The following is a 21415-nucleotide window of genomic DNA, read 5'->3' as shown; positions in this document are numbered from 1 at the left end:
AACGTCTCAGAGGGGCCAGAAACGGATGAAATCAGCCGAGAGGGGTACTTTCCGGGCGCGCTACAGCGGCGTGGAAACCAGGAGACTCCCTGGTAGATTGCGTGAAACCGCTCGCGCTTGCGAGATTTCCGCGCGTTAAGCGCGCGTACTCATTTCGCGCACGATGTGATCTATTGCACTCGTGAGGCGCGAGACGTCCTCCGGCTCGACGGACGGGAACATCCCGACCCGCAGCTGATTGCGTCCGAGCTTGCGGTACGGATCGACGTCCACGACGCCGTGCGCACGCAGGACCTCGCGCACGGCGGAGGAGTCCACGTGCGCGGCCAGATCCACCGTGCCGACGACGGGTGAGCGGTACGTCGTGTTGGAGACGAACGGCTCGGCGTACGACGAGGCCTCCGCCCATCCGTACAGCCGCGCGGCGGAGTCGGCGGTGCGCGAGGCCGCGAAGGCCATGCCGCCGTTGTCGAGCAGCCACGCGAGCTGCGCGCGCATCATCACGAGCGTCGCGAGCGCGGGTGTGTTCACCGTCTGGTTCTGGCGGGAGTTCACGATGGCGTCCTGGAGCGACAGGATCGCGGGGATGTAGCGGCTGCCCGCCGCGATCCGGTCGACGCGGGTGACGGCCGCGGGCGACATGAGCGCGAACCACAGCCCGCCGTCCGAGGCGAAGCTCTTCTGAGGCGCGAAGTAGTACGCGTCAACCTGGCTCGCGTCGAGGTGCGTCCCGCCCGCGGCGGACGTGCCGTCGACCACCATCAGTGCGTCGCCAGCGCCCCGCACGCGGCTCACGGGCGCGAGCGCGCCGGTTGAGGTCTCGTTGTGCGCCCACGCGTACACGTCGACGCCATCCTCGGCTTCGGGAAGGGCGATCGATCCCGCATCGGCCTGGCGCACCGACGAGCTCTCGAGGTGGGGTGCTCCCAGGGTCGCGGCCGCGAACTTCGAGCCGAACTCGCCGTGGACGCAGTGCTGGGCCCTGCGCTCGACGAGCGAGTACGCCGCGGCGTCCCAGAAGAGGCTCGATCCGCCGTTGCCGAGCACGACCTCGTACCCCTCGGGAAGCGAGAAGAAGTCGGTGAGCATCGCACGGATGTCACCGACCAGATCCTTGACCGGCGCCTGGCGGTGCGAGGTGCCGAGAATGCCTGGCTGCGCGGCACGCAGCGCCTCGAGCTGACGCTCCGAGACCTTGGACGGGCCGGAGCCGAAGCGCCCGTCATGGGGCAGCAGTTCGGAGGGGATCGAGATGGCAGCGTGCATGGCCACAGCGTACTGTCCGGCGGCATGGCAGGATATCCCGCGTGTATGCGCTGACCCCCGCCCTCCAGACGTATGACTGGGGCGATGCGACCGCGATTCCGCGCCTGCTGGGCACGGAGCCTCCCGGGGGTCCGGTCGCCGAGGCCTGGTGGGGTGCGCATCCGGCGGCGCCGGCCGTGGCGACGGCGCGCGACGGGGCCTCGCTGCCCTTGGACGCCCTCATCGCGAAGGATCCGGTGGGCGCGCTCGGCGCCGACGTGGCGGAGCGCTTCGACGGGCGCCTGCCGTATCTCCTCAAGGTCCTCGCGATCGCGAAGCCTCTGTCGCTCCAGGTGCACCCGAGCGAGGATCAGGCGCGGCGCGGCTTCGACGAGGACGAGCGGCTGGGCCTGCCGATCGACGATCCCGCGCGGACCTACCGCGACCCGAACCACAAGCCCGAGATGATCCTCGCGGTCACGCCGATGACGGTGCTCTCTGGCTTTCGCCCGGTCGCCGAACTCGTCGCTGACCTCGCGCTCATGGACGCCGACGGCGCGCGTGTGCTCGAGGGCGTGCTCGGTGACGCCGACGACGAGGCGGATGCGATCTCGGAGTACATCGACGCATGCCTGCGCGGCATCGTCACGATGCCTGTGCTCACTTCGCTCAAGGCGGCCGTCGCCGCGGGCCGCGGGTCCGACGCGATGCACGCCGCGGCGAACGCGCTCGACGCGCACCCGGGCGATCCGGGAGCGCTCGTGGTTCTCGCGATGAACGTCGTCACGCTCGAGCCGGGCGACGCCGTCTTCACCGCCGACGGCGTGGTGCACTCGTATCAGTCGGGCGTGGGCGTAGAGATCATGGCCAACTCCGACAACGTGATTCGCGCGGGGCTCACCTCGAAGCCGATCGACGTGGGCCGGCTGCTCTATCTCGCGAACGCCGAGCCGGAGCCGCCCGAGGTGCCGCGCGAGTCGACCGAGGGGCCGGTGCGGACCCTTCGCGTGCCCGCAGATGAGTTCGCGCTCGCGGTGGTCTCCGACGGCGATACGGCGCTTCCCCGTGGGCCTCGCATGGTCCTCGCCATCGATGGCGAAGCGACTCTGGTGGCGGGCGGCGAGAGCCGCACCCTCCGCACTGGCGAGGCTGCCTTCGTGCCGGCGAGCGACGGACCGCTTGCGGTCACGGTCCGCGGCCTGGCCACGCTCGCTTGGGTGCCGACTCCTGAAGTCTGAGAAGACCCGAGGTCCTGCGCCGCGTGTCGCGCGCTCCCACTAGGCTGAAGGGCATGCCACTCACCATCTCCGTCTTTGGCACCGGGTACCTCGGGGCCACTCACGCGGCCGGCATGGCCGAGCTTGGACACCGCGTCATCGGCGTCGACGTCGACGAGGCGAAGATCGCGCGTCTGTCGCGCGGCGAGGTGCCGTTCTACGAGCCCGGGCTCCCTGAGCTGCTGCGCAAGCACGTCGAGTCCGGTCGACTCACGTTCACCACCGACGCCACGCTCGCCGCGGCGGAGGCCGACGTGCACTTCATCGGCGTCGGTACCCCGCAGCGCAAGGGCGAGTACGCGGCCGACATGACCTACGTGGATGCGGTCATCGAGACCCTGGCCCCGCTGCTGACGCGTCCCGCTGTGATCCTCGGCAAGTCGACGGTGCCGGTCGGCACCGCAGCGCGGCTGGCGCAGCGCGTGCGCGAGCTCGCGCCCGTGGGCGATGCAGCGGAGCTCGGTTGGAACCCTGAGTTCTTGCGCGAGGGCTTCGCTGTCGAGGACACGCTCCGCCCGGACCGCCTCGTGCTGGGCGTGGACAAGGACCGCCCCGGTCGCATCGAGGAGGTGGCGCGCGAGGTGTATGCCGAGATCCTCGAGCGCGATACGCCTTTCCTGGTCACCGATCTCGCGACCGCGGAGCTCGTGAAGGTGAGCGCGAACGCGTTCCTCGCGACCAAGATCTCATTCATCAACGCGATCGCCGAGGTGTGCGAGGTCACGGGCGCCGACGTCACCGAGCTGGCCGATGCGATCGGCTACGACGACCGCATCGGGCGCAAGTTCCTGGGTGCGGGCCTCGGGTTCGGCGGCGGCTGCCTGCCGAAGGACATCCGCGCCTTCATGGCGCGCGCGGGCGAGCTCGGCGTCGACCAGGCGCTCACGTTCCTGCGCGAGGTCGACGCCGTCAATCTGCGGCGCCGCCAGCACGTGGTCGACCTGGCGACGCGCCTCGTGGGCGGAAGCCTCGACGGCGCGCGCGTCGCGGTGCTCGGTGCGGCCTTCAAACCCAACAGCGACGACGTGCGGGACTCGCCGGCGCTGGACGTCGCGGGCGCACTGCACCTGCGCGGCGCGAAGGTGAAGGTCCACGACCCGGAGGCGAACGCGAACGCCGCCGCCGTGTGGCCCACGCTTGAGTTCCACGACTCCGTGGCCGCCGCGTGCGCTGACGCGGACCTGGTCGTGATCGGCACCGAGTGGCGTCAGTTCCGCGAGGCGGATCCTGCGGCGCTGGCCGGCGAGGTCGCGCATGCGCGGGTGATCGACGGACGCAACTGCCTCCCGGTCGAGGACTGGCAGGCAGCGGGCTGGGACTACCACGGCATGGGTCGCTTCGCGTGAGTGACCTCATCGACACCACGGAGATGTATCTCCGCACGATCTATGAACTGATCGAGGACGGCGTGGTGCCGATGCGCGCGAGGATCGCGGAGCAGCTGGGCCACTCGGGGCCGACCGTCTCGCAGACGGTGGCGCGGATGGAGCGCGACGGGCTCGTGATCGTCGCCCCGGATCGCACGCTCGAGCTCACGCCTGAGGGCGAGGCCATCGCGACGCGCGTGATGCGGAAGCATCGGCTCGCCGAGCGGCTGCTCACCGACGTCATCGGCTTGGACCTCGCGCACGTGCACGAGGAGGCCTGCCGCTGGGAGCACGTGATGAGCGACCGGGTGGAGCGACGGCTCGTATCGATGCTCGAGGGTCCCGCGGTGTCGCCGTACGGGAACCCGATCCCTGGTCTGGCCGAGCTGGGTCTCGAGGGGAAGGGAGGCGCCGTTGACACGTCGCGACCCGCCGAGATGCCTCTCACGCACGCCGTTGCGGAGAATGTGACTCGCGCCATAGTCGTGCGCATCGGCGAGAACCCGCAGGCGCACCCTGGATTCCTTGACGATGCGGTCGCGATCGGTTTGGTAGCAGGCGCTTCGGTTCAGATCGGCAGGAGCGGTGAGGATGTCGAGGTGCAGACGGCGCAGGGCTCGGCGGTGCTCGAGAGGGCGAGCGCACGTCACGTGTTCGTGCTCGCCGATGTGCCAGATCCCGATTCCGCGGTTACAGTGGACTCAGTTCAATGACAGTGAGAAGACGTTGTACGCCCCCTGAAAGATGGAACGCTCGGCAGGCACCGAGCGTTGGGGCAACATCGCCGACGCGCCACGGGGCGCGGAAGGAATTGAGAATTTGAGGTACGGATACATGCGCGCTCGGACGCGCGCCATCGCGGTTTCGGCCGGCGGGGCGCTCGTCATCGCGCCACTGACCGGGGTCGCCGCCGTCGCGCTGGCGACTCCGTCCGAGGAGGCCCCCGTCACCCCCGACGCGGCGGTCGTCGCGGAGCTTCAGGCGAATCTCGCCGAGGGCATCGCTGACTCCTCCAACGTGGTCGTCGCCTCGGGCGACGCCGACACGCTGTTCGACAGCGCCGAAGTGGATGTCAAGGCCGACCCCGAGCCGGTTGCGACCACGACGAGGCGCTCGACCTCCTCGTCGAGTTCGGGCGGCGCCTCCCCGGTGTCGAACTCCAGCGCCGTGGTGGCCGCGATCTCCGGATCCGCCGTCATCGCTGAAGCGGCGAAGTACGTGGGCACGCCCTACGTCTCCGGAGGATCCTCGCCCGAGACGGGCTTCGACTGCTCGGGTTTCACGTCCTACGTGTACGGCCAGCTCGGCATCTCCCTGCCGCGCAGTTCCGGTGCGTACTACAGCGTGGGCGTGCGCGTCTCCGACCCGCAGCCGGGCGACATCATCGTCAGCCCCGGCCACGTCGGCATCTACGCTGGCCCGAACCTCCAGATCGACGCTCCGCGCCCTGGCAAGACCGTGCAGTTCCGGTCCATCTGGCAGAGCAACCCGATCTTCGTGCGCGTCACGGGCTGATCGCATCCGTTCCGAAGGCCGCCTCCCTCGCCGGGGGGCGGCCTTCGTCGTTCCTGCGCCTAGGCGAGCCTGTCACCGGGGCTTGTCGGAGTCATTCGCTACGGTGGGAACATGAGATACGAGATGGCGAACAGGCTCGGCGTGGCGGTGTCTGAGATCGGCCTCGGATGCTGGCAGCTGGGCGGCGACTGGGGTGACACGGACGACGATCGGTCGCAGGAGATCCTGCATGCCGCGGCCGATGCGGGCACCACCTTCTTCGACACGGCCGATGTCTACGGCGACGGCCTCTCGGAGCGCGCGATCGGGCGCTTCCTGCGCGATCGCGACAACGCCTCGGAGATCTTCGTGGCCACGAAGATGGGCCGGCGTCTGGACCCGCACGTCGCTGAGGGCTACACGCTCGACAACTTCCGCGCGTGGACCGACAGGTCGCGCGAGAACTTGGGCGTCGAGACGCTCGACCTGGTCCAGCTGCACTGCCCGCCGTCGGAGGTCATGCACGACCCGCGGACCTTCGAGAACCTGCGCGTGCTCGTCGACGAGGGTCGCATCAAGCACTTCGGCGTCTCGATCGAGCTGGTCGAGGACGGACTGCACGTGCTCGGCGAGGACGATCTCGCCTCGATTCAGGTGATCCTCAACGTGTTCCGCCGCAAGCCCACGGAGCACCTGCTGCGCGAGGCGCACGAGCGCGGCGTCGCGATCATCGCGCGCGTGCCGCTCGCCTCGGGCCTGCTCAGTGGGAAGTACGACGAGCACACGACCTTCGCGGCGAACGACCACCGCACGTACAACCGCGACGGGTCGGCGTTCGACGTCGGCGAGACGTTCTCAGGCGTGCCCTTCGAGGTGGGCGTGCGCGCCGCCCAGGATGTCGCTGCGCTCACGCCTCCCGGGTGGACCACGGCGCAGCTCGCATTGCGCTGGGTCACGCAGATCGGCGCCACCACGGTCATTCCCGGGGCGCGCACGCCCGAGCAGGCGCGTGGCAACTCCGCGGTGGGCGAGCTGCCCCAGATCGACGATGCGACCATGGCGTCGCTGGCGGGGATCTACAACAGCGAGATCAGGGAGCACGTCCACTCGCGCTGGTGACGGGTGCGAGGAGCGCGGACGCGTTCGGTACCCTGGTATCGCCCCGCGCCTGTAGCTCAGGGGATAGAGCACCGCTCTCCTAAAGCGGGTGTCGACAGTTCGAATCTGTCCAGGCGCACTTCTTACGGCCCGTGGCAGTCCGTCAGGGCATGAGGTCTGCGGCGACGGATTGCGCGGCCTGTGCGCGCTCGTCTGCAGTGCCGCCCAGGTCTGCACCGGTCTTGTTCGCGACGAGCACAGCCATGATCGCCAGGCGCACGCGGAGGCGGTCCTCGACGCCCGCGTCGTCGGGCTGCGCGGCGGCGCTCAGGCGGGCCTTGAGTCCGTGCACGAGCTGAGTCGTGGCGCCGAGGTTCTGCAGCGCGACCTCGTTCTGCTGCACGCATCGGATGACGTCGCCGGGGACGCCGCGCGCGATCATGCCGAGTCTGCGGAGCATCTCAAGCCGACGCTCGCGGGTGGAGGGTTCGGAGGCCATCCAGGTCACGAGGGCTTCGAGCTCGGTCGAGGCCTGGCCCAGGAGGGAGTCGAGGATCTCCTCCTTGGACTTGAAGTGGTAGTAGAGCGCCGCCTTGGTGACGCCCAGGTCTTCGGCGATCTCGCGCAGCGACGTCTGGTCGTAGCCGTTGTCCGTGAACCGCTCGAGCGCGATGCTCTGGATGCGCGCGCGGGTGTCGCCGCGTCGGCGGGTGTCGGTCTCGGCCATTGCTTCCTTTCCCGGGTCGTCCCAGTTCTTGGGAATTGACTTGACGACCGGTTAGTTACGTGCATAGTATCACCGAGTGAACTTACCGGACGGCTAGGAAGTTCCCCGAGGCCGACGCCTCGCCGATCCACCGGCCGTCCCCAGCGTCGGGCATGCGAGTGCCCGGCGACCGGCCCGCACTGGGCCACCCGGACGACGACGCCCTCGAGCAAGCGACGCGACCTCGAGCGCCCTCACACGAGAGGTCCCCCATGGACACCACCCCCGATCCCCGCCGCTGGTGGGGTCTCGCCGCGATCGGGCTGGCGCAGCTCATGGTCGTGCTCGACATGACCATCGTCAACATCGCGCTCCCCACCGCGCAGGCGGACCTCGGCATCTCCGACGCCGACCGCCAGTGGGTCATCACCGCCTACACCCTCGCCTTCGGCGGCTTGCTGCTGCTCGGTGGGCGGCTCGGCGACGTGTTCGGGCGCAGGAACACGCTCATCGTCGGGCTCATCGGCTTCGCCGCCGCCTCCGCGTTCGGCGGCGTCGCCCAGAGCCTCACGATGCTGTTAATTGCGCGCGCCCTCCAGGGAGTGTTCGCCGCGCTGCTCGCCCCTGCCGCGCTGTCGATGCTCAATGTCACGTTCACCGAGCCGCGCGAGCGCGCCAGGGCGCTCGGCGTCTACGGCGCGATCGCGGGTGGTGGCGCCGCGCTGGGCCTGATCCTCGGCGGTACCCTCACCCAGTACCTCGACTGGCGCTGGACGCTCATGGTCAACGTCCCCATCGCGGCCGTGGCCGTGATCGGCGCCGTGATGTTCCTGCGCGACCCTGGCCGCAACGGCGTGCACGCGCGGCTCGACATCCCCGGCGCGCTGCTGGCCACGGGGGGTCTGCTCGCCCTCGTGTACGGCCTCAGCGAGGCCGAGAGCGACGGATGGAGTTCCGCGATCGTGCTCGGCTCGCTCGCCGTCGGCGCGCTGCTGCTGGCCGTCTTCGTGCTCGTCGAGCGCAGGACGCCTCACGCCCTGCTCCCGCTTCACCTGCTCCGCGATCGGAATCGGGTCGGCGCCCTGGTGACGGTGGGGCTCACGCAGGTCGGCATGTTCGGGGTGTTCCTGTTCCTCACGTACTACATGCAGGGCATCCAGGGCTTCTCCCCGCTCGAGACCGGCTTCGCGTTCCTGCCGATGGTGGTCGGGATGATGACCGGCTCGGTCGGCATCTCGGCGCGACTGCTGCCGCGCGTGGGGCCGCGCCGGCTCATGGTGCCCGGACTCGCGATCGCGGCCGCGGCGCTCGCGTTCCTCACGCAGATCGACGTCGGCTCGTCTTACGCCGTGCACGTGCTGCCTGGCCTGCTGTTCCTGGGACTGGGTATGGGCATGACCTTCATGCCGTCCATGGCGACCGCGACGGGCGGCGTGCGGGGCACCGACGCGGGAGTCGTGTCGGCGACCCTGAACACCACCCAGCAGGTGGGAGGGTCCATCGGCATTGCGTTGCTGAACACGGTGGCGGCCTCCGCGACGTCCAGCTGGATCGCCTCCCACGGCGCGCTGACCGACGCGGCAGGCGCCGAGGCCGCGGTCTACGGCTTCACGACGGCCATGTGGATCTCGGTCGGCGCTGTGCTGCTCGGCCTGGTCGTGGCCGCCACTCTCATCAACGTCGGCCCGGCTGCGCGGCACATGCCCGACGCTGCGGTCGCCCCCGTGCCCGACGCTGCGGCGGAGCCCGCCGCAGTCGCCGCGCTCGCTCACGAGGAAGGGCCCGCCGAGAGGCGCCCCTGACCCTCGCCGTCCCCGCCGGACCCGGGCTCGCAGAGATGCGACCCCGCTGAGCCGGCCCGGCGCCCCTCGGATGCTCTCCGGGGGGCGCCGCCGCATGTCGGGGGGTCGCCGAATCGGGACTCCTGGGTGGGTGTCGGCGGCGCGGGGCTCGGTTACAGTGAGGGCGCCCGTCAGGTAGCCCCGGACCTTCCCTCCCGCGATGCGAGGACCGCCCATGACCGACGCCATCGTGCGCACTCCGCGCGCCGCCTGGTTCGTCATGGCCACGGCGATCGCGGCGTACTTCCTCGCCGTGGTGCATCGCACCGCCCTGGGCGTGGCGGGCGTGGAGGCGTTCGAGCGCTTCGACGTCCAAGCGACCGGGCTTGCGATGCTCTCGGTCGCCCAGATCGCCACCTACGCCGCGCTGCAGCTGCCGGCGGGCGCGCTGATCGACAGGTTCGGCCCCAAGGTCATGGTGGTCGCCGGGTCGCTCATCATGGCTGGCGGTCAGGCGCTGCTCGCCGTCGCTGACGACCTCCCCGCCGCGATCGCGGCGCGCGTGCTGCTCGGCGCAGGCGATGCCCCGATCTTCATCGCCGCCTGCCGACTCGTCGCGCACTGGTTCCCGCCCTCGCGGGCCCCGTTCATGGTGCAGGTGACGGGCTTCGTGGGACAGATGGGTCAACTGGCGACGGCCATCCCCGTCGCATGGATGCTGAGTGCGCGCGGCTGGACCGACACGTTCTTCGCGCTCGCGATCGCTGGCGTCGCGGTGGCGGGCCTCGCGCTGTTCGGCGTGCGAGATCCCCGCCCTGTGCCGGGGGAGATGCCCGACGCGGGGGCCGGACGCACGCTCGAGGTCGCCGAGGGTCCGGGTTCCGAGGCGGCCGTCGCCGGGCCCGCCCGAGAGCGCTTCGCGTCGCAGGTGCGGCTCGCGATGAGCCCGGCGGGGACGCGCCTGGGGTTCTGGACGCATTTCACGAGCCTGTTCTCCGCGAATACGCTCGCGTTGCTGTGGGGCGTGCCGTTCTTCGTGACGGCGCAGGGCCTCACGCGCACCCAGGCGTCGGTACTGCTGACTGTCGTCACCCTTGCGAAGATGGCGGCGGGTCCCCTCGCGGGCGCGTTCACCGCGCGCCACCCGCTGCGGCGCAGCTGGATGGTGCTCGGTTCGGCGACCGCGACGTTCGTGGCGTGGGCGGCGATCCTTGTCCCCTCGACTCCGCGGCCGATGTGGCAGCTCGTGGTGTTCATGGCGGTCGTGGGTGCGGGCGGCCCGGTGTCGCTCATCGGCATGGACTATGCGCGCACCTTCGCGCCGCGCGAGCGGCTGGGAACTGCGACGGGCTTCGTCAACATGGGCGGGTTCATCGCGACCATCGTCTCGGTGCTTCTTGTGGGCCTCGTGCTTCAGCTCGCCTCGCCAGCGGGTGCCTCCGTGTACACGCTCGACCAGTATCGGCTCGCCTTCGCCGCGCTGCTGGTGCCGTGGACGGTCGGCGTGGTGGGCATCGTGCGCAATCGCAGGCTCACGAGGGCCGCGATGGCGGCCGAGGGTGTGCGCGTGCCCCCACTGCGCGAGCAGATCCGGCGCGGCCGGAGGCTCTGAGGCCCCCGCACGCCTGCGTCGGGCGGGCGCGTCGGGACTGTCGTCCCATCAGTGACGCTGCAAATAGACATATGTTCAAGAGAAGGAGCACGGCCCCGCACCACGCCCAGGAGGCACACCATGACGACCACCTTCTCCCACGTCCTCGAGCCGACGACGCTCGGAAGCCTACGGCTGCGAAATCGCGTCGTGATGGTGCCGATGGGCACTGAGATGGGCGACCACGACGGCCACCTCACCGACCGCGAGATCGCGTACTACGCCGAGCGCGCCGCTGGAGCCGGGCTCGTGTGCACCGGCATCAACGCCGTCACGGACGACTACGAGGTCATCAACGAGGGCCTCGGTCGCGTCGACACCGACGCCGCGACGCCCGGCCTCACGAAGCTCGCCGAGGCATTCCACGCCCGCGGCGGCGCCGTGTCCGTGCAGCTCACCGCGGGCCTCGGACGCAACATCAACAGCATCGACCCCGAGCGACTGCCCATCTCCGCCTCGGACAACTCCCACTGGCTCGACCCGAGCGTGAAGTGCCGTCCCCTCGAGACCGAGGAGATCAAGGTCATCGTCCAGCGCTTCAAGGAGGCCGCAGCGCGATGCCTCGAAGCCGGCATCGACGCGATCGACATCCACGGCCACACCGGGTACCTCATCGACCAGTTCATGTCGCCCGTATGGAACCGCCGCACGGACGAGTACGGCGGCTCCGTCGAGAACCGCTGCCGCTTCGCAGCCGAGGTCATCGCGGCCGTGAAGGAGGGCGCGCCGGGCCTGCCCGTCAGCTTCCGCCTCTCGGTGGATCACCACTTCGAGGGCGGCCGCGGCGTCGAGGAGTCGCTCGAGATCGCCACGCAGCTCGAGGCGGCGGGACTCGACCTGCTCATGGTCGACGAGGGCTCCTACGAGGCCATGGACTACGTCTTCCCGCCCTACTACCTGGGCGACAACTGCATGATGGGCTCGGTCCGTCTGTTCAAGGAGGCGCTGTCGATCCCCGTGCTCGGGTGCGGCAACCTCACCGCCGAGCGCGCCGAGCAGGCCATCGCGACCGGCGAGATGGACTTCGCGGGCATCGGTCGCGCGCTCATCGCCGACCCCGAGTGGGCGCTCAAGCTCGCCGAGGGGCGCCGCGAGGACATCCGCCCCTGCATCCGTTGCAACCAGCTGTGCGTGGGCAACGCGTTCGTCGGACAGCCGCTCGGCTGCGCGGTCAACCCCGCCGTCGGCTTCGAGCGGGAGCGCATCATCACGCCGACCGACTCGCCCCAGCGCGTGGTCGTCGTCGGCGCCGGCCCAGCCGGCCTCGAGGCCGCCCGCGTCGCCGCGCTGCGCGGCCACACCGTCGACGTATACGACCGCGCCGACCAGCTGGGCGGCGTGCTGTGGCCCGCCGCGACGCCGGAGTTCAAGAAGGAGCTGCGCTCCATGATCTTCTGGTGGGAGCGGCAGCTGGCCGATCTGCCCGTGACGGTGCACCTCGGCACGGAGATCGCCGCCGACTCGCCTGAGCTCGAGGACGCCGACGCGATCATCCTCGCGGTGGGCACCACGCCCGTGGCACCCCCGATTCCTGGACTCGACGGCGACAACGTCGTCGAGGTCATCGACGCCCACCTGGGCGCCGAGCTCGGCCACCGGATCGTCGTGTGCGGAGGCGGCCTGTCAGGCGCCGACTTCGCGCTCGAGATGCAGGAGAAGGGCCACGACGTCACCGTGGTCGAGATGGCGGACGGCATCGCCCCCGACCTGCTGATGATCAACCGCATCACGCTGCTGCGCGACCTCGCCGAGCAGGGCGTCACCCTGCTCACCGGACATCGGGTCGTCGAGGTCAACGAGGCGGGCGTGAAGGTCGACGGCCCTGACGGTCCCGTGCAGATCGCCGCCGACACCGTCGTCTCCGCGTTCGGCGTGCGTCCCGCGACCTCGCTCGTGGACGCGCTGGCCGACCGTGGCGCGATCGCCATCGGCGACTGCGTGCAGCCTGCCAAGGTGGGCGACGCGATCAACGCCGGCTTCGAGGCGGCCTTCGCGCTCTGAGACGTCCGGGCGCGGGCCGCGCACTCTCCTTCCGGTTGGCCCGCGCCCGGCATCAGTGCGTCCGGTGACGGCGCACGTTTCTCCCGGCGCCCGCGGGTCCTGGTTCCAGAACGTGCGTGCCGCGACGGAATCCTGCGACGCAGTCCGGACACCCGACATATCCGATATGTGCGGTGCTAGCATCCACGACACGAGCCTGGATATGCCGCCGGAACAGGGATGATGCTGGTCTGAGGCCCCAGACTCGTCTGGGGGGTCGTGGCGTCAGGAGCAATTCTGACAAGGGGGCACGACTCGTCGAGCATCGGCCGCCCAGTGTCCGTGTCACCACACGATTCCTGGGAGGGAATATGCGCACGACCCTGAAAGCAGCCCTGTCCGTTCTCGCCGCGGCCGGCCTCACCGCCACCATCGCGTTGCCCGCGGCCGCGATCAAGAACGGTGAACCCGACAACGGCGAGCACCCCTACGTCGGGCTCATGATCGCCGACGCTTACATCCCCGAGGAGGACGCGGTCCTCCCTGCGTGGCGCTGCTCCGGCACCCTCATCTCGCCGACGGTGTACCTCACCGCCGGGCACTGCACGTACGGCGCCGAGGCGGTGACGATCTGGTTCCAGGGCGACCTCACGGACGCTGCGGCGTACGGATACCCGTACGGCGACGAGGTCCTTCCTGCGGGCTCCGACTTCTCCGTCGACGGCACCGCCTACACCCATCCCGACTACGTCGAGTCAGCGTTCTACCTGTACGACGTGGGCGTCGTGGTGCTCGATGAGCCCGTGTACGTCAGCGAGTACGGGACGTTGCCGTACCAGGGCTACTTCGACGACCTGCTCGCGCCGGGAGGCAAGAAGAACACCACGTTCACGCCCGTCGGCTACGGCCTGCAGCGCTCGCTTCCTGACCAGACCGGGCTCACGGAAGCGGCTCGCGTGCGCATGACCGCCGAGGTCAAGATTATCAACGCGGACTCCGCATTCGGCGAGAAGAAGGCTGGCAACTCGGTGCTCTTCACCAACAACGCCTCCACCGGCGGAACGTGCTCGGGAGACTCGGGCGGACCGATCTTCGTGACGGGCACCACCACCATCGCGGCGGTGACGTCCTACGGCCTCAACACCACCTGCTCGGGGACGGGCGGCGGCTACCGCATCGACCAGCCGGACGACCTCGCGTTCATCGAGTCGTTCCTCGACTGACACGCTCTCAGCGCTGGACGAGCTCGCGAATTGACGCGGGGGTCGCCCAGCCCCACAATTCCCTCGACGGTGCGCGTCGGCTGAACAAGTCGGCGCGCACCGTCCTTCTGTGCCCGTGAGGCCCGAGATGTCCGGATCGCTCCTGCTGAGAGGCCCCTCGCGGCGTGGCACGCCGCGTGCGCGCCCGGGCCTTCCTAGGCTAGGGGAGTGACCGACTACATCGGGCGTTCCCTCGTGGCCGATGCCCTCCGAGAGTGGCGCTCCCAGTTGCGCCAGCACGCCGCCGTCTCGCCGTTGCGCGACCTCGCGCCCTCGCAGGCGCAGATCGTGGACCTGCGCGGGGCTCACCCTGGCGGTCTCGCCCCCTTGTTCGCGGGGCGAGCGACGGCGATGACGCAGCTGATCCGCGAGGGAGAGGCCCGTGAGCAGGCACTCGTGCGCGCCCGGCACATTCTCGACGAGGCGACGAGGATCCACGCGGCCACCGGTGCGTGGACGGCGGCCCTCGTGGTCGGCACCGTGGCGTGGGATGAGGACGGCCACCGCCGCGAGCTGCCGCTGCTGCTGCGCCCGGTCGGACTCGAGGCGGGCCGCGACCGGGACGTGATGATCACCCTGCGCGACGAGGTGCGAGTCAACCCGGTCTTCGCCTCCGAGCTGCGCGCACGGGGCGACGAGGAGACGCTCACGGAGGCCCTGCCGCGCGTCGGCGCCGGTGCCGACTTCGACCCCAGGCCCTTGTGGGAGGCCGTGCGCGACCGCACCGATCTGTTCGGCGACTCTCTCGAGGCGCCCGAGCGGCTCGTGCTCGGCGTCTTCGACGACCCGGAGCAGCGCCTGCTGAGCGACCTGGACGACCTCGACTCCGTCATCGCGGCGAGCGACGTGCTCGTCGCCGCGTCGGGAGACCAGGACGCCACCGGCGCGCTCGCGATGCCGCTGCCCGCGTTCCCCGTGGGCGACCGCGACCCGTTCGCGGAGCGCGGCATGGGGGATCTCGACGATGCGCAGTTCGCGGCGCTCGACCTCATCGCTACCGGCAGGCACGCATTCCTGCAGTCTCCCCCGGGGTCCGACGTGGTGGGCATGTCCGCGGCGATCGCCGCCGATGGCGCGGCGTCCGGTCGCACCGTCGCCGTCGTCTCCGGTACCGAGGGCGTGCTCCGGGACGTGCATGATCGCATGGTCGCGCTGGGCGCAGGAGACCTCGCCGTCAATGCCGCAGTCGAGGCCTGGAACGCCGACGCGCGTCAGCGGCTGCTCGAGGCGGTCACCCTCGGGGCACCCACGGTGGACGACGAGACGCTGCGACGCCAGGGCGAGGAACTGCTGACCGCGCGCTACCGTCTGCACTCACGGTTCGACGCACTCCACCGCACGCACCGCCCCTGGGGCGTCAGCGCATTCGAATGCGTCCAGGCGTTGGTGCGCGTCACGACCGGCGACACTGAGCCGCGCACCGGGGTCCGCCTCGGTGCCGACGCGGGGCTGCTCGTCACGGAGCATGGCTTCGCCGCAGTCTCACAGGCCATCGCGCAGCGCGTCACCGGCGAGGAGGAGGCGCCGGTCACGGCGCCGACGCCCATCGCCGACGGCCCGCGCGACGCCTGGTGGCGCGACGTCGCCGAGGACGCCGAGGAGGGTCGCCGCTTCGACGAGGCCCTCGGCGCGCTGCTCACGCGACACCTCCCCAAGATGCGTCACGAGGCGGCCGCGGCGGCCCACGAGACCGGGGTCGACGAGGCCACGGATCTCACCACCTGGGCCGACCAGGTGCGACTCTTCGAGGACGTCCGCGAGACCCTTGAGGTCTTCTCGCCCGCTGTGTTCCACCGCTCGCTGCACGACCTGGTCGCCGCCACCGCGCCAGAGACCTCGTCGAAGTATGTGAAGCTGCCGCGCCGCGAGCGCAAGGCGCTCCTGCGGCGCGCGATCGAGCTGTTGCGGCCGGGCCGGGGCAAGGAACGCCTGCACGAGCAGCTGCTCGAGGCGCACGACGTCGCGATCCGTTGGCGCTCGCACTGCTCAGGTGGCGGCTGGCCCGTCGTGCCCGACGACTACGACCTGTTCGGTCACCGGCTGGACGAAGCCGGCGACGCGTGGCTCGTGATCGGCAAGGCCGTCGAGCAGGTGAGCGGCCAGGAGGACCTGCCGTCGCAGCCGTGGGAGCGGCTCGTGGGCACGCTCGAGCACCTCACCGGAGGGCTCACTGCCGCGATCGAGCAGGTGCCGTCGCAGCCGCTGGGCGTCGATGTCGAGGAGGCGGGCTTCGCCGAGCTCGTCGCCGACCTCAAGGCGCGCGACGCCGACTCGCGCCAGGTCCGCGCGGACCTCGAGTTCGCATGGTGGGCCGCTGCGTTCGACTCGATCATCGGAGCCGACCCGCGCCTGGCTCAGCACGGCGCGCTCGGCGAGGCGGTCACGGAGTTCCGAGCCCGCGACCTCGCATTCGGGGCGTCCCGCGTGCAGCCGCTCATGCGTGCCGCAGGCGAGCGCCGCCGCGGCGCCATCGCGCGGCACCCGGAGCTCGCGCGCGATCTGTTCGCGACGCTCGTCGAGGGCGCCGACGCGACCTACCGCGACCTGTGGCGCGACTACTCCCCGCTCGTGGCAGCACTGCGGCCAGTGAGCCTGGTGCGCGCCGAGCAGGTGCCGCACATGATGCCGCCGTCGCGCGTGATCGACGTGCTGGTCGTGGTGGCCGCCGAGTCGCTCGCGCTCGCCGAGCTCGTGCCTGCCTTGGCGCGCGCGAAGCAGGTGGTCGTGCTCGCCGATGCGCACAGCGCGACGCGATCCGCCGTCGCTGCGCTCGCGGCACTGCTGCCCCACGTCACGCTGCCCGCGCTGCCGCAGCCGCGCGACCCGCGGGTGACGGCGGTGCTTCAGGACGCGGTGTACGGGCGCACGCTCTCCTCGCTTCCCGCGGCAGGTGAGCCCGAGTCGCTCGCGGTGCAGATCATCGACGCGCACGGCACTCCCGTGCCGGGGCTTCCCGAGGTGGAGTCGACCGCAGCCGAGGTGGCCCTCGTGGTCGAGCACCTCGCGCGGACCGTGGACGCGATCCCGCGACGGTCAGTGGTGGTCGTCGCGGGCAACCCGCTGCACGCAGGCAGGATCAGCACCGCTCTCGCCGAGCGCGACTCGCGCCTGGTCTCTCGCGTCCCGATCGTGTCGCTGGGCGAGGCAGCGGGCCTCAGCGCCGATGACGTGATCCTCACGTGGGGCTACGCGCGCGACGAGGACGGCGCCTACCCCCGCAGGCTCGGCGTGCTGAGCGAGGAGTGGGGCACTCACGCCCTCACCCAGGCGCTCGTGGCCGGTCGCGAACGCACATGGGTGTTCGGAGCGATCGGGGTCGACGCGCTCGGCGCGATCGCGGAGCGCTCGGACGAGGGTCACGGCGTGGAGATGCTGCAGGACCTGCTCGATGCCGCGGCACGCGCCGCTGTCGCCCCCGAGCGTCCCCATCCGGCGCCTTCCGACTGGCTGCTGGGCGACATCGCGCACCGGCTCCGCAGCGCGGGCTGCGCCGTGCGCCTGCGCTACGGTTCCGGGTCGGACGCCATCCCGATGGTCGTCGGCGGGCAGGGCGAGTCGGGCTTCCGACTCGCGGTCGTGACCGACGAGGCCTCCGCGGCCGGCAGCGCGAGCCTGCGCGATCGCGTGCGCTGGCAGCACGCCCGGCTCGAGGCGCTCGGGTGGACGGTGCTGCCCCTGTGGACGCTCGACGTGTTCATGGACCCCGAGGCGGCCACGCGCCAGGTGCTCGACGCCCTGTCGCACGCGGAGGCGCCTACGGTCACGGCCTCGATCTCGCTCCCGCATGCCGCGCCCGCGCCGGTGTCGCCGTACGAGAGCGCCGCGGTGCCGTCCGACACGGGCGAGATGCCGGTGTTCGAGGTGCCAGGGCAGGACGTGTTCGACTTCGAGGTCGAGCACGCAGTCCCGGCGCTGCCGGACGAGCCCTCGTCGCTCGAGGACGAGGCGGCCACTGGCGTGGTCGCGGCGCTGCGCGTCGAAGAGCCGGAGCCCGAGGCGGAGCCTGAGTCCGACGCGATCGCTGAGGCAGACCCGACGCTTGGCATCGTGCTCCCACAAGTGGGGGACGAGAGCGACGCCGCGTCGCCCTACGAGGTCCCTGAGACGCCGGGCGACGGCATCGTGGATGACGGCGGAGGCGCCGAACTTGCGGCGGACCTGGAGGCCGCGCACGACGCGACCGAGACGCAGGAGACGCTCGCGCTCGATGAGGACGAGGACGAGCCCGACGCGGATGATGCCGATGTCGGTGAGGGTGACGTTGCCGACGAGGACGAGCCTGACGACGAGGCGGAGGAGCCTGAGCCGGCACCCCGTCCTGTGATGAAGCTCGGCTTCGGCGTGCCCAAGCTCGCCCCGCGATCCGCCCCGGTCGAGGACGACGCCGCCGACGCGCACGTGGCCGACGATGACGCTGCCGACGAGGACGCCGTGGAGGCCGAGGCGGACCAGGACGCCGGCGAGCTCGAGTCAGACGACGACGCCGACGCTTCGGCGTCGGGCGCGCTGCCCGCGCCCAAGGTCGCTCCGCGCACCGCCGGACCGGAGCGGCCGCTGATCCCCACGCGCGCGTGGGAGGACGAGGACGCAGGCTGGGGCGGCCGCGACACGCGCAGCCGTGACGACGAGATCAAGGGCGACCGCCCGCCACACTGGTGATCAGGGCGGGGTGCACGAACCGTGCAGGGGTGACCCGCGCGTAGGGCGTCAGTCGGAGGAGGACTTCGACGCGCGCGAGTCGGTCCGGTAGAAGCCCGAGCCCTTGAACGTCACGCCGACGTTGCCGAAGACGCGGCGCAATTCGGCCTTGCACTCGGGGCACTCGGTGAGCGCGGCAGCGTGGATCGACTGGACGGCGTCGAAGCGGTGGCCGCACACCGTGCAGGCGTAGCTGTACGTGGGCATGGCGCAGATTCTAACCGGGCGCGCGGGCGGCGTCGGTCGCCCCTGGTCGCAGCGTCTACGAGACCGAGCTGCGCAGGTGGGTGACGGCGCCGGGCGTGACGACGGCGTGGACGCCCACATCGTGCGCCTCGCGTGGCAGCGGCTGCTCGGAGGCGTCGAACAGTTCGGAGTCGTAGACGAGCGCGATGAAGGCCGCGCCGGCCTTCGCGAGCGGCAGCGCCCGGTCGTACCAACCGCCGCCCTGCCCCAGGCGGGTGCCCGAGGTGTCGACGGCGAGTGCGGGCACGACCACCACGTCGGCACGGCCCAGCTCCTCGAACGGAAGGAACGGCCCCGAGGGCTCGGGCGGGCGCCCCGGGGAGCGCTCGATGAGGTCGTCGATGCCGTGATAGTGGCCCCAGCCGCGCTGCAGTCCATCGCCCAGGACGGGGATCAGCACCTCGACTCCGCGGTCGTGCAGGGCGGAGATCAGGGGGCCGGTACCGGGCTCGTGCGGACGCGACGCATAGACGGAGACGCACGAGGCGCCGCCGACGGTGGGAATCGCGAGCACGCGATCCCTGAACGACTCTGCGTGCTCGGCGATGCGCCGCTCGGAGCGGTGCAGCCGAGCCTTCCGCAGGCTCGTCCTCAGCGCGATCTTGGCGTCCTCGGGTTCGGGCGCGCTCGACGGGGAGGAGGACATCGGCGTCATGACCACATCGTGACACAGCATCGTGAACGGCTCGTTACGCCTGTGAGTACGGTTCGTCACTCTCGGCGGGCGCGGCGTGCTTGCACCCCTGTGCGCAGGCCCGAGACAATGCCCGCATGGCCCGGACCCTCGAGGAGCATCGCCGCCGCGTCCACGAGGCGCTGCAGCGCATCCCGCCGCTCGAGGTCATGCTCGAGGCAGCGGCGGGTGCGACCCTCGCAGAGGGCCTGATCGCCGAGGAGCCCGCACCGCCACTGCCCGTGGCGGCATGCGATGGCTACGCGGTGCGGGCGCAGGACGTGGCGGACGCGACGGTCGCGGCTCCCGTGACGCTTGTGGTGTCGCACGACGTGCGCACGGCCGGCGGGGTGCCGCGGCGGCACGTGCCGCGCACGGCGGCGCGGATCGCGTCCGGCGCGCCGCTGCCGACGGGTGCCGACGCCGTGGTGCCGACCGCGATGACCGACGCGGGAGTGGCGCGCGTCGCCGTCTCGCTTGCGGCCCGGGAGGGCGACCACGTGCGCCCTGCAGGCTCCGACGCGCAGGCAGGAGAGGTGCTCGTGCCTCAGGGGACGCGGCTCGGCGCACGCCAGCTCGCCGTCGCCGCGGCGCTCGGCCGTCCGCGCCTTCGCGTGAGCCCGACGCCCCGCGTGGTCGTGATCGCCGTCGGCGGCGAGCTCGTGGAGCCGGGCACGTCCCGCACTGGCGGCGGCATCCCCGAATCCAACGCGCACATGCTCGCCGCCATGGTGCGCGAGGCTGGCGCGCACGCCTACCGCGTGGGGGCGGTCCCGGACGAGCGGCTCGCGCTCGGCTCGGCGATCGAGGATCAGCTCGTGCGCGCCGACGTCCTCCTCACCACCGGGGGCCTCTCGGGCGGACGAGAGGAGACGCTGCCCGAGGTGCTGGCACAGCTCGGCGAGTTCGAGGTGGACGACGTCGACCTGCGGCCGGGAGGGCGGCACGGCATCGGCGCGATCGACGTCGGGGGCGACAGGCGCGTGCCGGTGATCGCCCTTCCGGGGCCTCCTGTGTCCGCAGCCGTCGCTTTCGAGACCTACGTGCGGCCCGCGCTGCGCGCCATGAACGGTGAGACGCGTACCGAGAGGACGCCCGTGAAGGCGAGGATGACGACCGCGGTGACCTCACCGTCGGGCGTGGCCCACGCCGTGCCTGTCGCATTGGCGCCCTACGGCAAGGACGGCCGAGCGGCCACACCGGTGGGCGACCTCGAGCGGCCCACGCTCGCGGACCTCGCCGCGTCCGATGCGCTGCTGCTCGTCGCGCCAGAGGAGACGCGTGTGGCCCCCGGCTCGACCGTCGCATGCCTCGCGTGGGAGGACTGACGTGGCCACCGAGCTGAGGCTGTTCCGCGACGGCCTCGTGCTGCGCCGCCTGCGACGCCGCGACGAGTCCGAGTGGCTCGCGCTGCGCGACGCCAATCGCGAGTGGCTGCGGCCGTGGGAGGCGACGGCCCCGCCAGGGCAGATCTCCCGCGCCATTACGTTCGGCGAGCTCGTGCGCCAGGAGCGGCGCGAGTGGCGCCGCCGCACGTCGTTCCCGATGGCGATCGAGATCGACGGACGGCTCGTGGGGCGCGTCAGCGTCACCGGCCTGACGTGGGGACCCGAATGCGGGGGGAGCATCGGCTACTGGGTCGCCCAGCATCGGGCGGGCGAAGGCATCGCGCCGCGCGCGGTGGCACTCGCCGCGGACTACGCATTCGCGCAGGGACTGCACCGGCTCGAGATCGCGATGCGTCCCGAGAACGTCGCGAGCATCCGCGTGGCGCGCAAGGTCGGCTTCCGCGAGGAAGGCCTGCGACGCTCATATCTGTACATCGACGGACGCTGGCGAGACCACCGCGTCTTCGCGCTGACGGCCCACGAACCGCGTCGCTGGAACACGTGGGAGCGGTCATCGTCCTGACACGCCGATAACCCTCCCGGAGCGCA

Annotated in this window: 15 protein-coding genes, 1 tRNA gene and 1 pseudogene; 13 read left to right on the top strand and 4 right to left on the bottom strand. The window is 71.2% G+C overall.

Annotation, left to right across the window (positions count from 1 at the left end):
• Positions 1 to 135: 135 nt before the first annotated feature.
• Positions 136 to 1266 carry a phosphoserine transaminase gene (gene serC, locus B7K21_RS09220; RefSeq protein WP_084075140.1) on the bottom strand — a complete coding sequence of 377 codons (1131 nt, stop codon included), beginning with the start codon at positions 1264 to 1266 and terminating at the stop codon, positions 136 to 138.
• 41 nt (positions 1267 to 1307) lie between these two features.
• Here serC and manA point away from each other — a divergent pair, with 41 nt between their 5' ends.
• From manA to B7K21_RS09190, 6 genes are all read left to right on the top strand, one after another.
• Positions 1308 to 2483, top strand: a complete 1176-nt coding sequence (gene manA / locus B7K21_RS09215) for a mannose-6-phosphate isomerase, class I (RefSeq protein ID WP_159448465.1) — start codon at positions 1308 to 1310, stop codon at positions 2481 to 2483.
• A gap of 53 nt (positions 2484 to 2536) precedes the next feature.
• The gene (locus tag B7K21_RS09210; protein ID WP_084075138.1) at positions 2537 to 3868 is read left to right on the top strand and encodes a UDP-glucose/GDP-mannose dehydrogenase family protein; all 1332 of its coding nucleotides are present in this window, start codon (positions 2537 to 2539) and stop codon (positions 3866 to 3868) included.
• Positions 3865 to 4602: a metal-dependent transcriptional regulator gene (locus tag B7K21_RS12895; protein WP_084075137.1), complete on the top strand. Its 738-nt coding sequence runs from the start codon at positions 3865 to 3867 to the stop codon at positions 4600 to 4602. The genes B7K21_RS09210 and B7K21_RS12895 overlap by 4 nt, the downstream gene beginning before the upstream one ends.
• A 121-nt stretch (positions 4603 to 4723) precedes the next feature.
• Positions 4724 to 5404: a C40 family peptidase gene (locus B7K21_RS09200; protein ID WP_234989265.1), complete on the top strand. Its 681-nt coding sequence runs from the start codon at positions 4724 to 4726 to the stop codon at positions 5402 to 5404.
• 111 nt (positions 5405 to 5515) lie between these two features.
• Positions 5516 to 6502 carry an aldo/keto reductase gene (locus B7K21_RS09195; RefSeq protein ID WP_200806286.1) on the top strand — a complete coding sequence of 329 codons (987 nt, stop codon included), beginning with the start codon at positions 5516 to 5518 and terminating at the stop codon, positions 6500 to 6502.
• A 45-nt stretch (positions 6503 to 6547) separates the two neighbouring features.
• Positions 6548 to 6620 (top strand) — tRNA-Arg (locus B7K21_RS09190).
• 24 nt (positions 6621 to 6644) lie between these two features.
• On the opposite strand, the gene B7K21_RS09185 is transcribed toward B7K21_RS09190, so the two are convergent.
• Positions 6645 to 7208 (bottom strand): TetR/AcrR family transcriptional regulator, encoded by a 564-nt coding sequence (locus B7K21_RS09185; protein ID WP_084075136.1) that lies wholly within the window; start codon positions 7206 to 7208, stop codon positions 6645 to 6647.
• A gap of 251 nt (positions 7209 to 7459) precedes the next feature.
• Between B7K21_RS09185 and B7K21_RS09180 the strand changes: the two genes are divergently transcribed.
• The 5 genes from B7K21_RS09180 (at position 7460) to B7K21_RS09160 (ending at position 18520) form a co-directional block, all read left to right on the top strand.
• Positions 7460 to 8989, top strand: coding sequence for an MFS transporter (locus tag B7K21_RS09180; RefSeq protein ID WP_084075135.1), 1530 nt, complete (start codon positions 7460 to 7462; stop codon positions 8987 to 8989).
• Positions 8990 to 9203: 214 nt separating this feature from the next.
• On the top strand, positions 9204 to 10580 hold the full coding sequence (locus B7K21_RS09175) for a nitrate/nitrite transporter (protein ID WP_144016152.1): 1377 nt from the start codon (positions 9204 to 9206) through the stop codon (positions 10578 to 10580).
• A gap of 120 nt (positions 10581 to 10700) precedes the next feature.
• Positions 10701 to 12620 (top strand): FAD-dependent oxidoreductase, encoded by a 1920-nt coding sequence (locus B7K21_RS09170; RefSeq protein WP_084075133.1) that lies wholly within the window; start codon positions 10701 to 10703, stop codon positions 12618 to 12620.
• Positions 12621 to 12970: 350 nt separating this feature from the next.
• On the top strand, positions 12971 to 13822 hold the full coding sequence (locus B7K21_RS09165; RefSeq protein ID WP_084075132.1) for a trypsin-like serine protease: 852 nt from the start codon (positions 12971 to 12973) through the stop codon (positions 13820 to 13822).
• Positions 13823 to 14029: 207 nt separating this feature from the next.
• Entirely contained in the window at positions 14030 to 18520 is a 4491-nt protein-coding gene (locus B7K21_RS09160) for a hypothetical protein (protein WP_084075131.1), read from the top strand.
• Positions 18521 to 18574: 54 nt separating this feature from the next.
• On the opposite strand, the pseudogene B7K21_RS09155 reads toward B7K21_RS09160, so the two are convergent.
• Together B7K21_RS09155 and B7K21_RS09150 are read right to left on the bottom strand one after the other, a co-directional pair.
• A pseudogene (locus B7K21_RS09155) lies at positions 18575 to 18766 on the bottom strand (FmdB family zinc ribbon protein); the annotation flags it as partial.
• A 55-nt stretch (positions 18767 to 18821) separates the two neighbouring features.
• Complete coding sequence (locus tag B7K21_RS09150; RefSeq protein WP_234989264.1) at positions 18822 to 19460, bottom strand: 5-formyltetrahydrofolate cyclo-ligase; 639 nt, start codon at positions 19458 to 19460, stop codon at positions 18822 to 18824.
• 116 nt (positions 19461 to 19576) lie between these two features.
• Here B7K21_RS09150 and glp point away from each other — a divergent pair, with 116 nt between their 5' ends.
• Entirely contained in the window at positions 19577 to 20806 is a 1230-nt protein-coding gene (gene glp, locus B7K21_RS09145) for a gephyrin-like molybdotransferase Glp (RefSeq protein ID WP_084075129.1), read from the top strand.
• A 1-nt stretch (position 20807) separates the two neighbouring features.
• On the top strand, positions 20808 to 21389 hold the full coding sequence (locus B7K21_RS09140) for a GNAT family N-acetyltransferase (RefSeq protein WP_234989263.1): 582 nt from the start codon (positions 20808 to 20810) through the stop codon (positions 21387 to 21389).
• The last annotated feature ends 26 nt before the right edge of the window (positions 21390 to 21415 follow it).

This window comes from Demequina sp. NBRC 110052 (assembly GCF_002090075.1).
GTDB lineage: Bacteria > Actinomycetota > Actinomycetes > Actinomycetales > Demequinaceae > Demequina.
The sequence above is the reverse complement of the archived record's forward strand: the minus strand, read 5'-3'. Positions and strand labels throughout refer to the sequence as shown.

Bases quoted from the DNA above. Each gene is read 5' to 3' on its own strand.
- glp (WP_084075129.1), top strand. From the start codon at position 19,577: ATGGCCCGGACCCTCGAGGAGCATCGCCGCCGCGTCCACGAGGCGCTG.
- B7K21_RS09200 (WP_234989265.1), top strand. From the start codon at position 4,724: ATGCGCGCTCGGACGCGCGCCATCGCGGTTTCGGCCGGCGGGGCGCTC.
- B7K21_RS09180 (WP_084075135.1), top strand. From the start codon at position 7,460: ATGGACACCACCCCCGATCCCCGCCGCTGGTGGGGTCTCGCCGCGATC.
- B7K21_RS09185 (WP_084075136.1), bottom strand. From the start codon at position 7,208: ATGGCCGAGACCGACACCCGCCGACGCGGCGACACCCGCGCGCGCATC.
- serC (WP_084075140.1), bottom strand. From the start codon at position 1,266: ATGCACGCTGCCATCTCGATCCCCTCCGAACTGCTGCCCCATGACGGG.
- B7K21_RS09150 (WP_234989264.1), bottom strand. From the start codon at position 19,460: ATGACGCCGATGTCCTCCTCCCCGTCGAGCGCGCCCGAACCCGAGGAC.
- B7K21_RS09210 (WP_084075138.1), top strand. From the start codon at position 2,537: ATGCCACTCACCATCTCCGTCTTTGGCACCGGGTACCTCGGGGCCACT.
- B7K21_RS09175 (WP_144016152.1), top strand. From the start codon at position 9,204: ATGACCGACGCCATCGTGCGCACTCCGCGCGCCGCCTGGTTCGTCATG.
- B7K21_RS09170 (WP_084075133.1), top strand. From the start codon at position 10,701: ATGACGACCACCTTCTCCCACGTCCTCGAGCCGACGACGCTCGGAAGC.
- B7K21_RS09195 (WP_200806286.1), top strand. From the start codon at position 5,516: ATGAGATACGAGATGGCGAACAGGCTCGGCGTGGCGGTGTCTGAGATC.
- B7K21_RS09165 (WP_084075132.1), top strand. From the start codon at position 12,971: ATGCGCACGACCCTGAAAGCAGCCCTGTCCGTTCTCGCCGCGGCCGGC.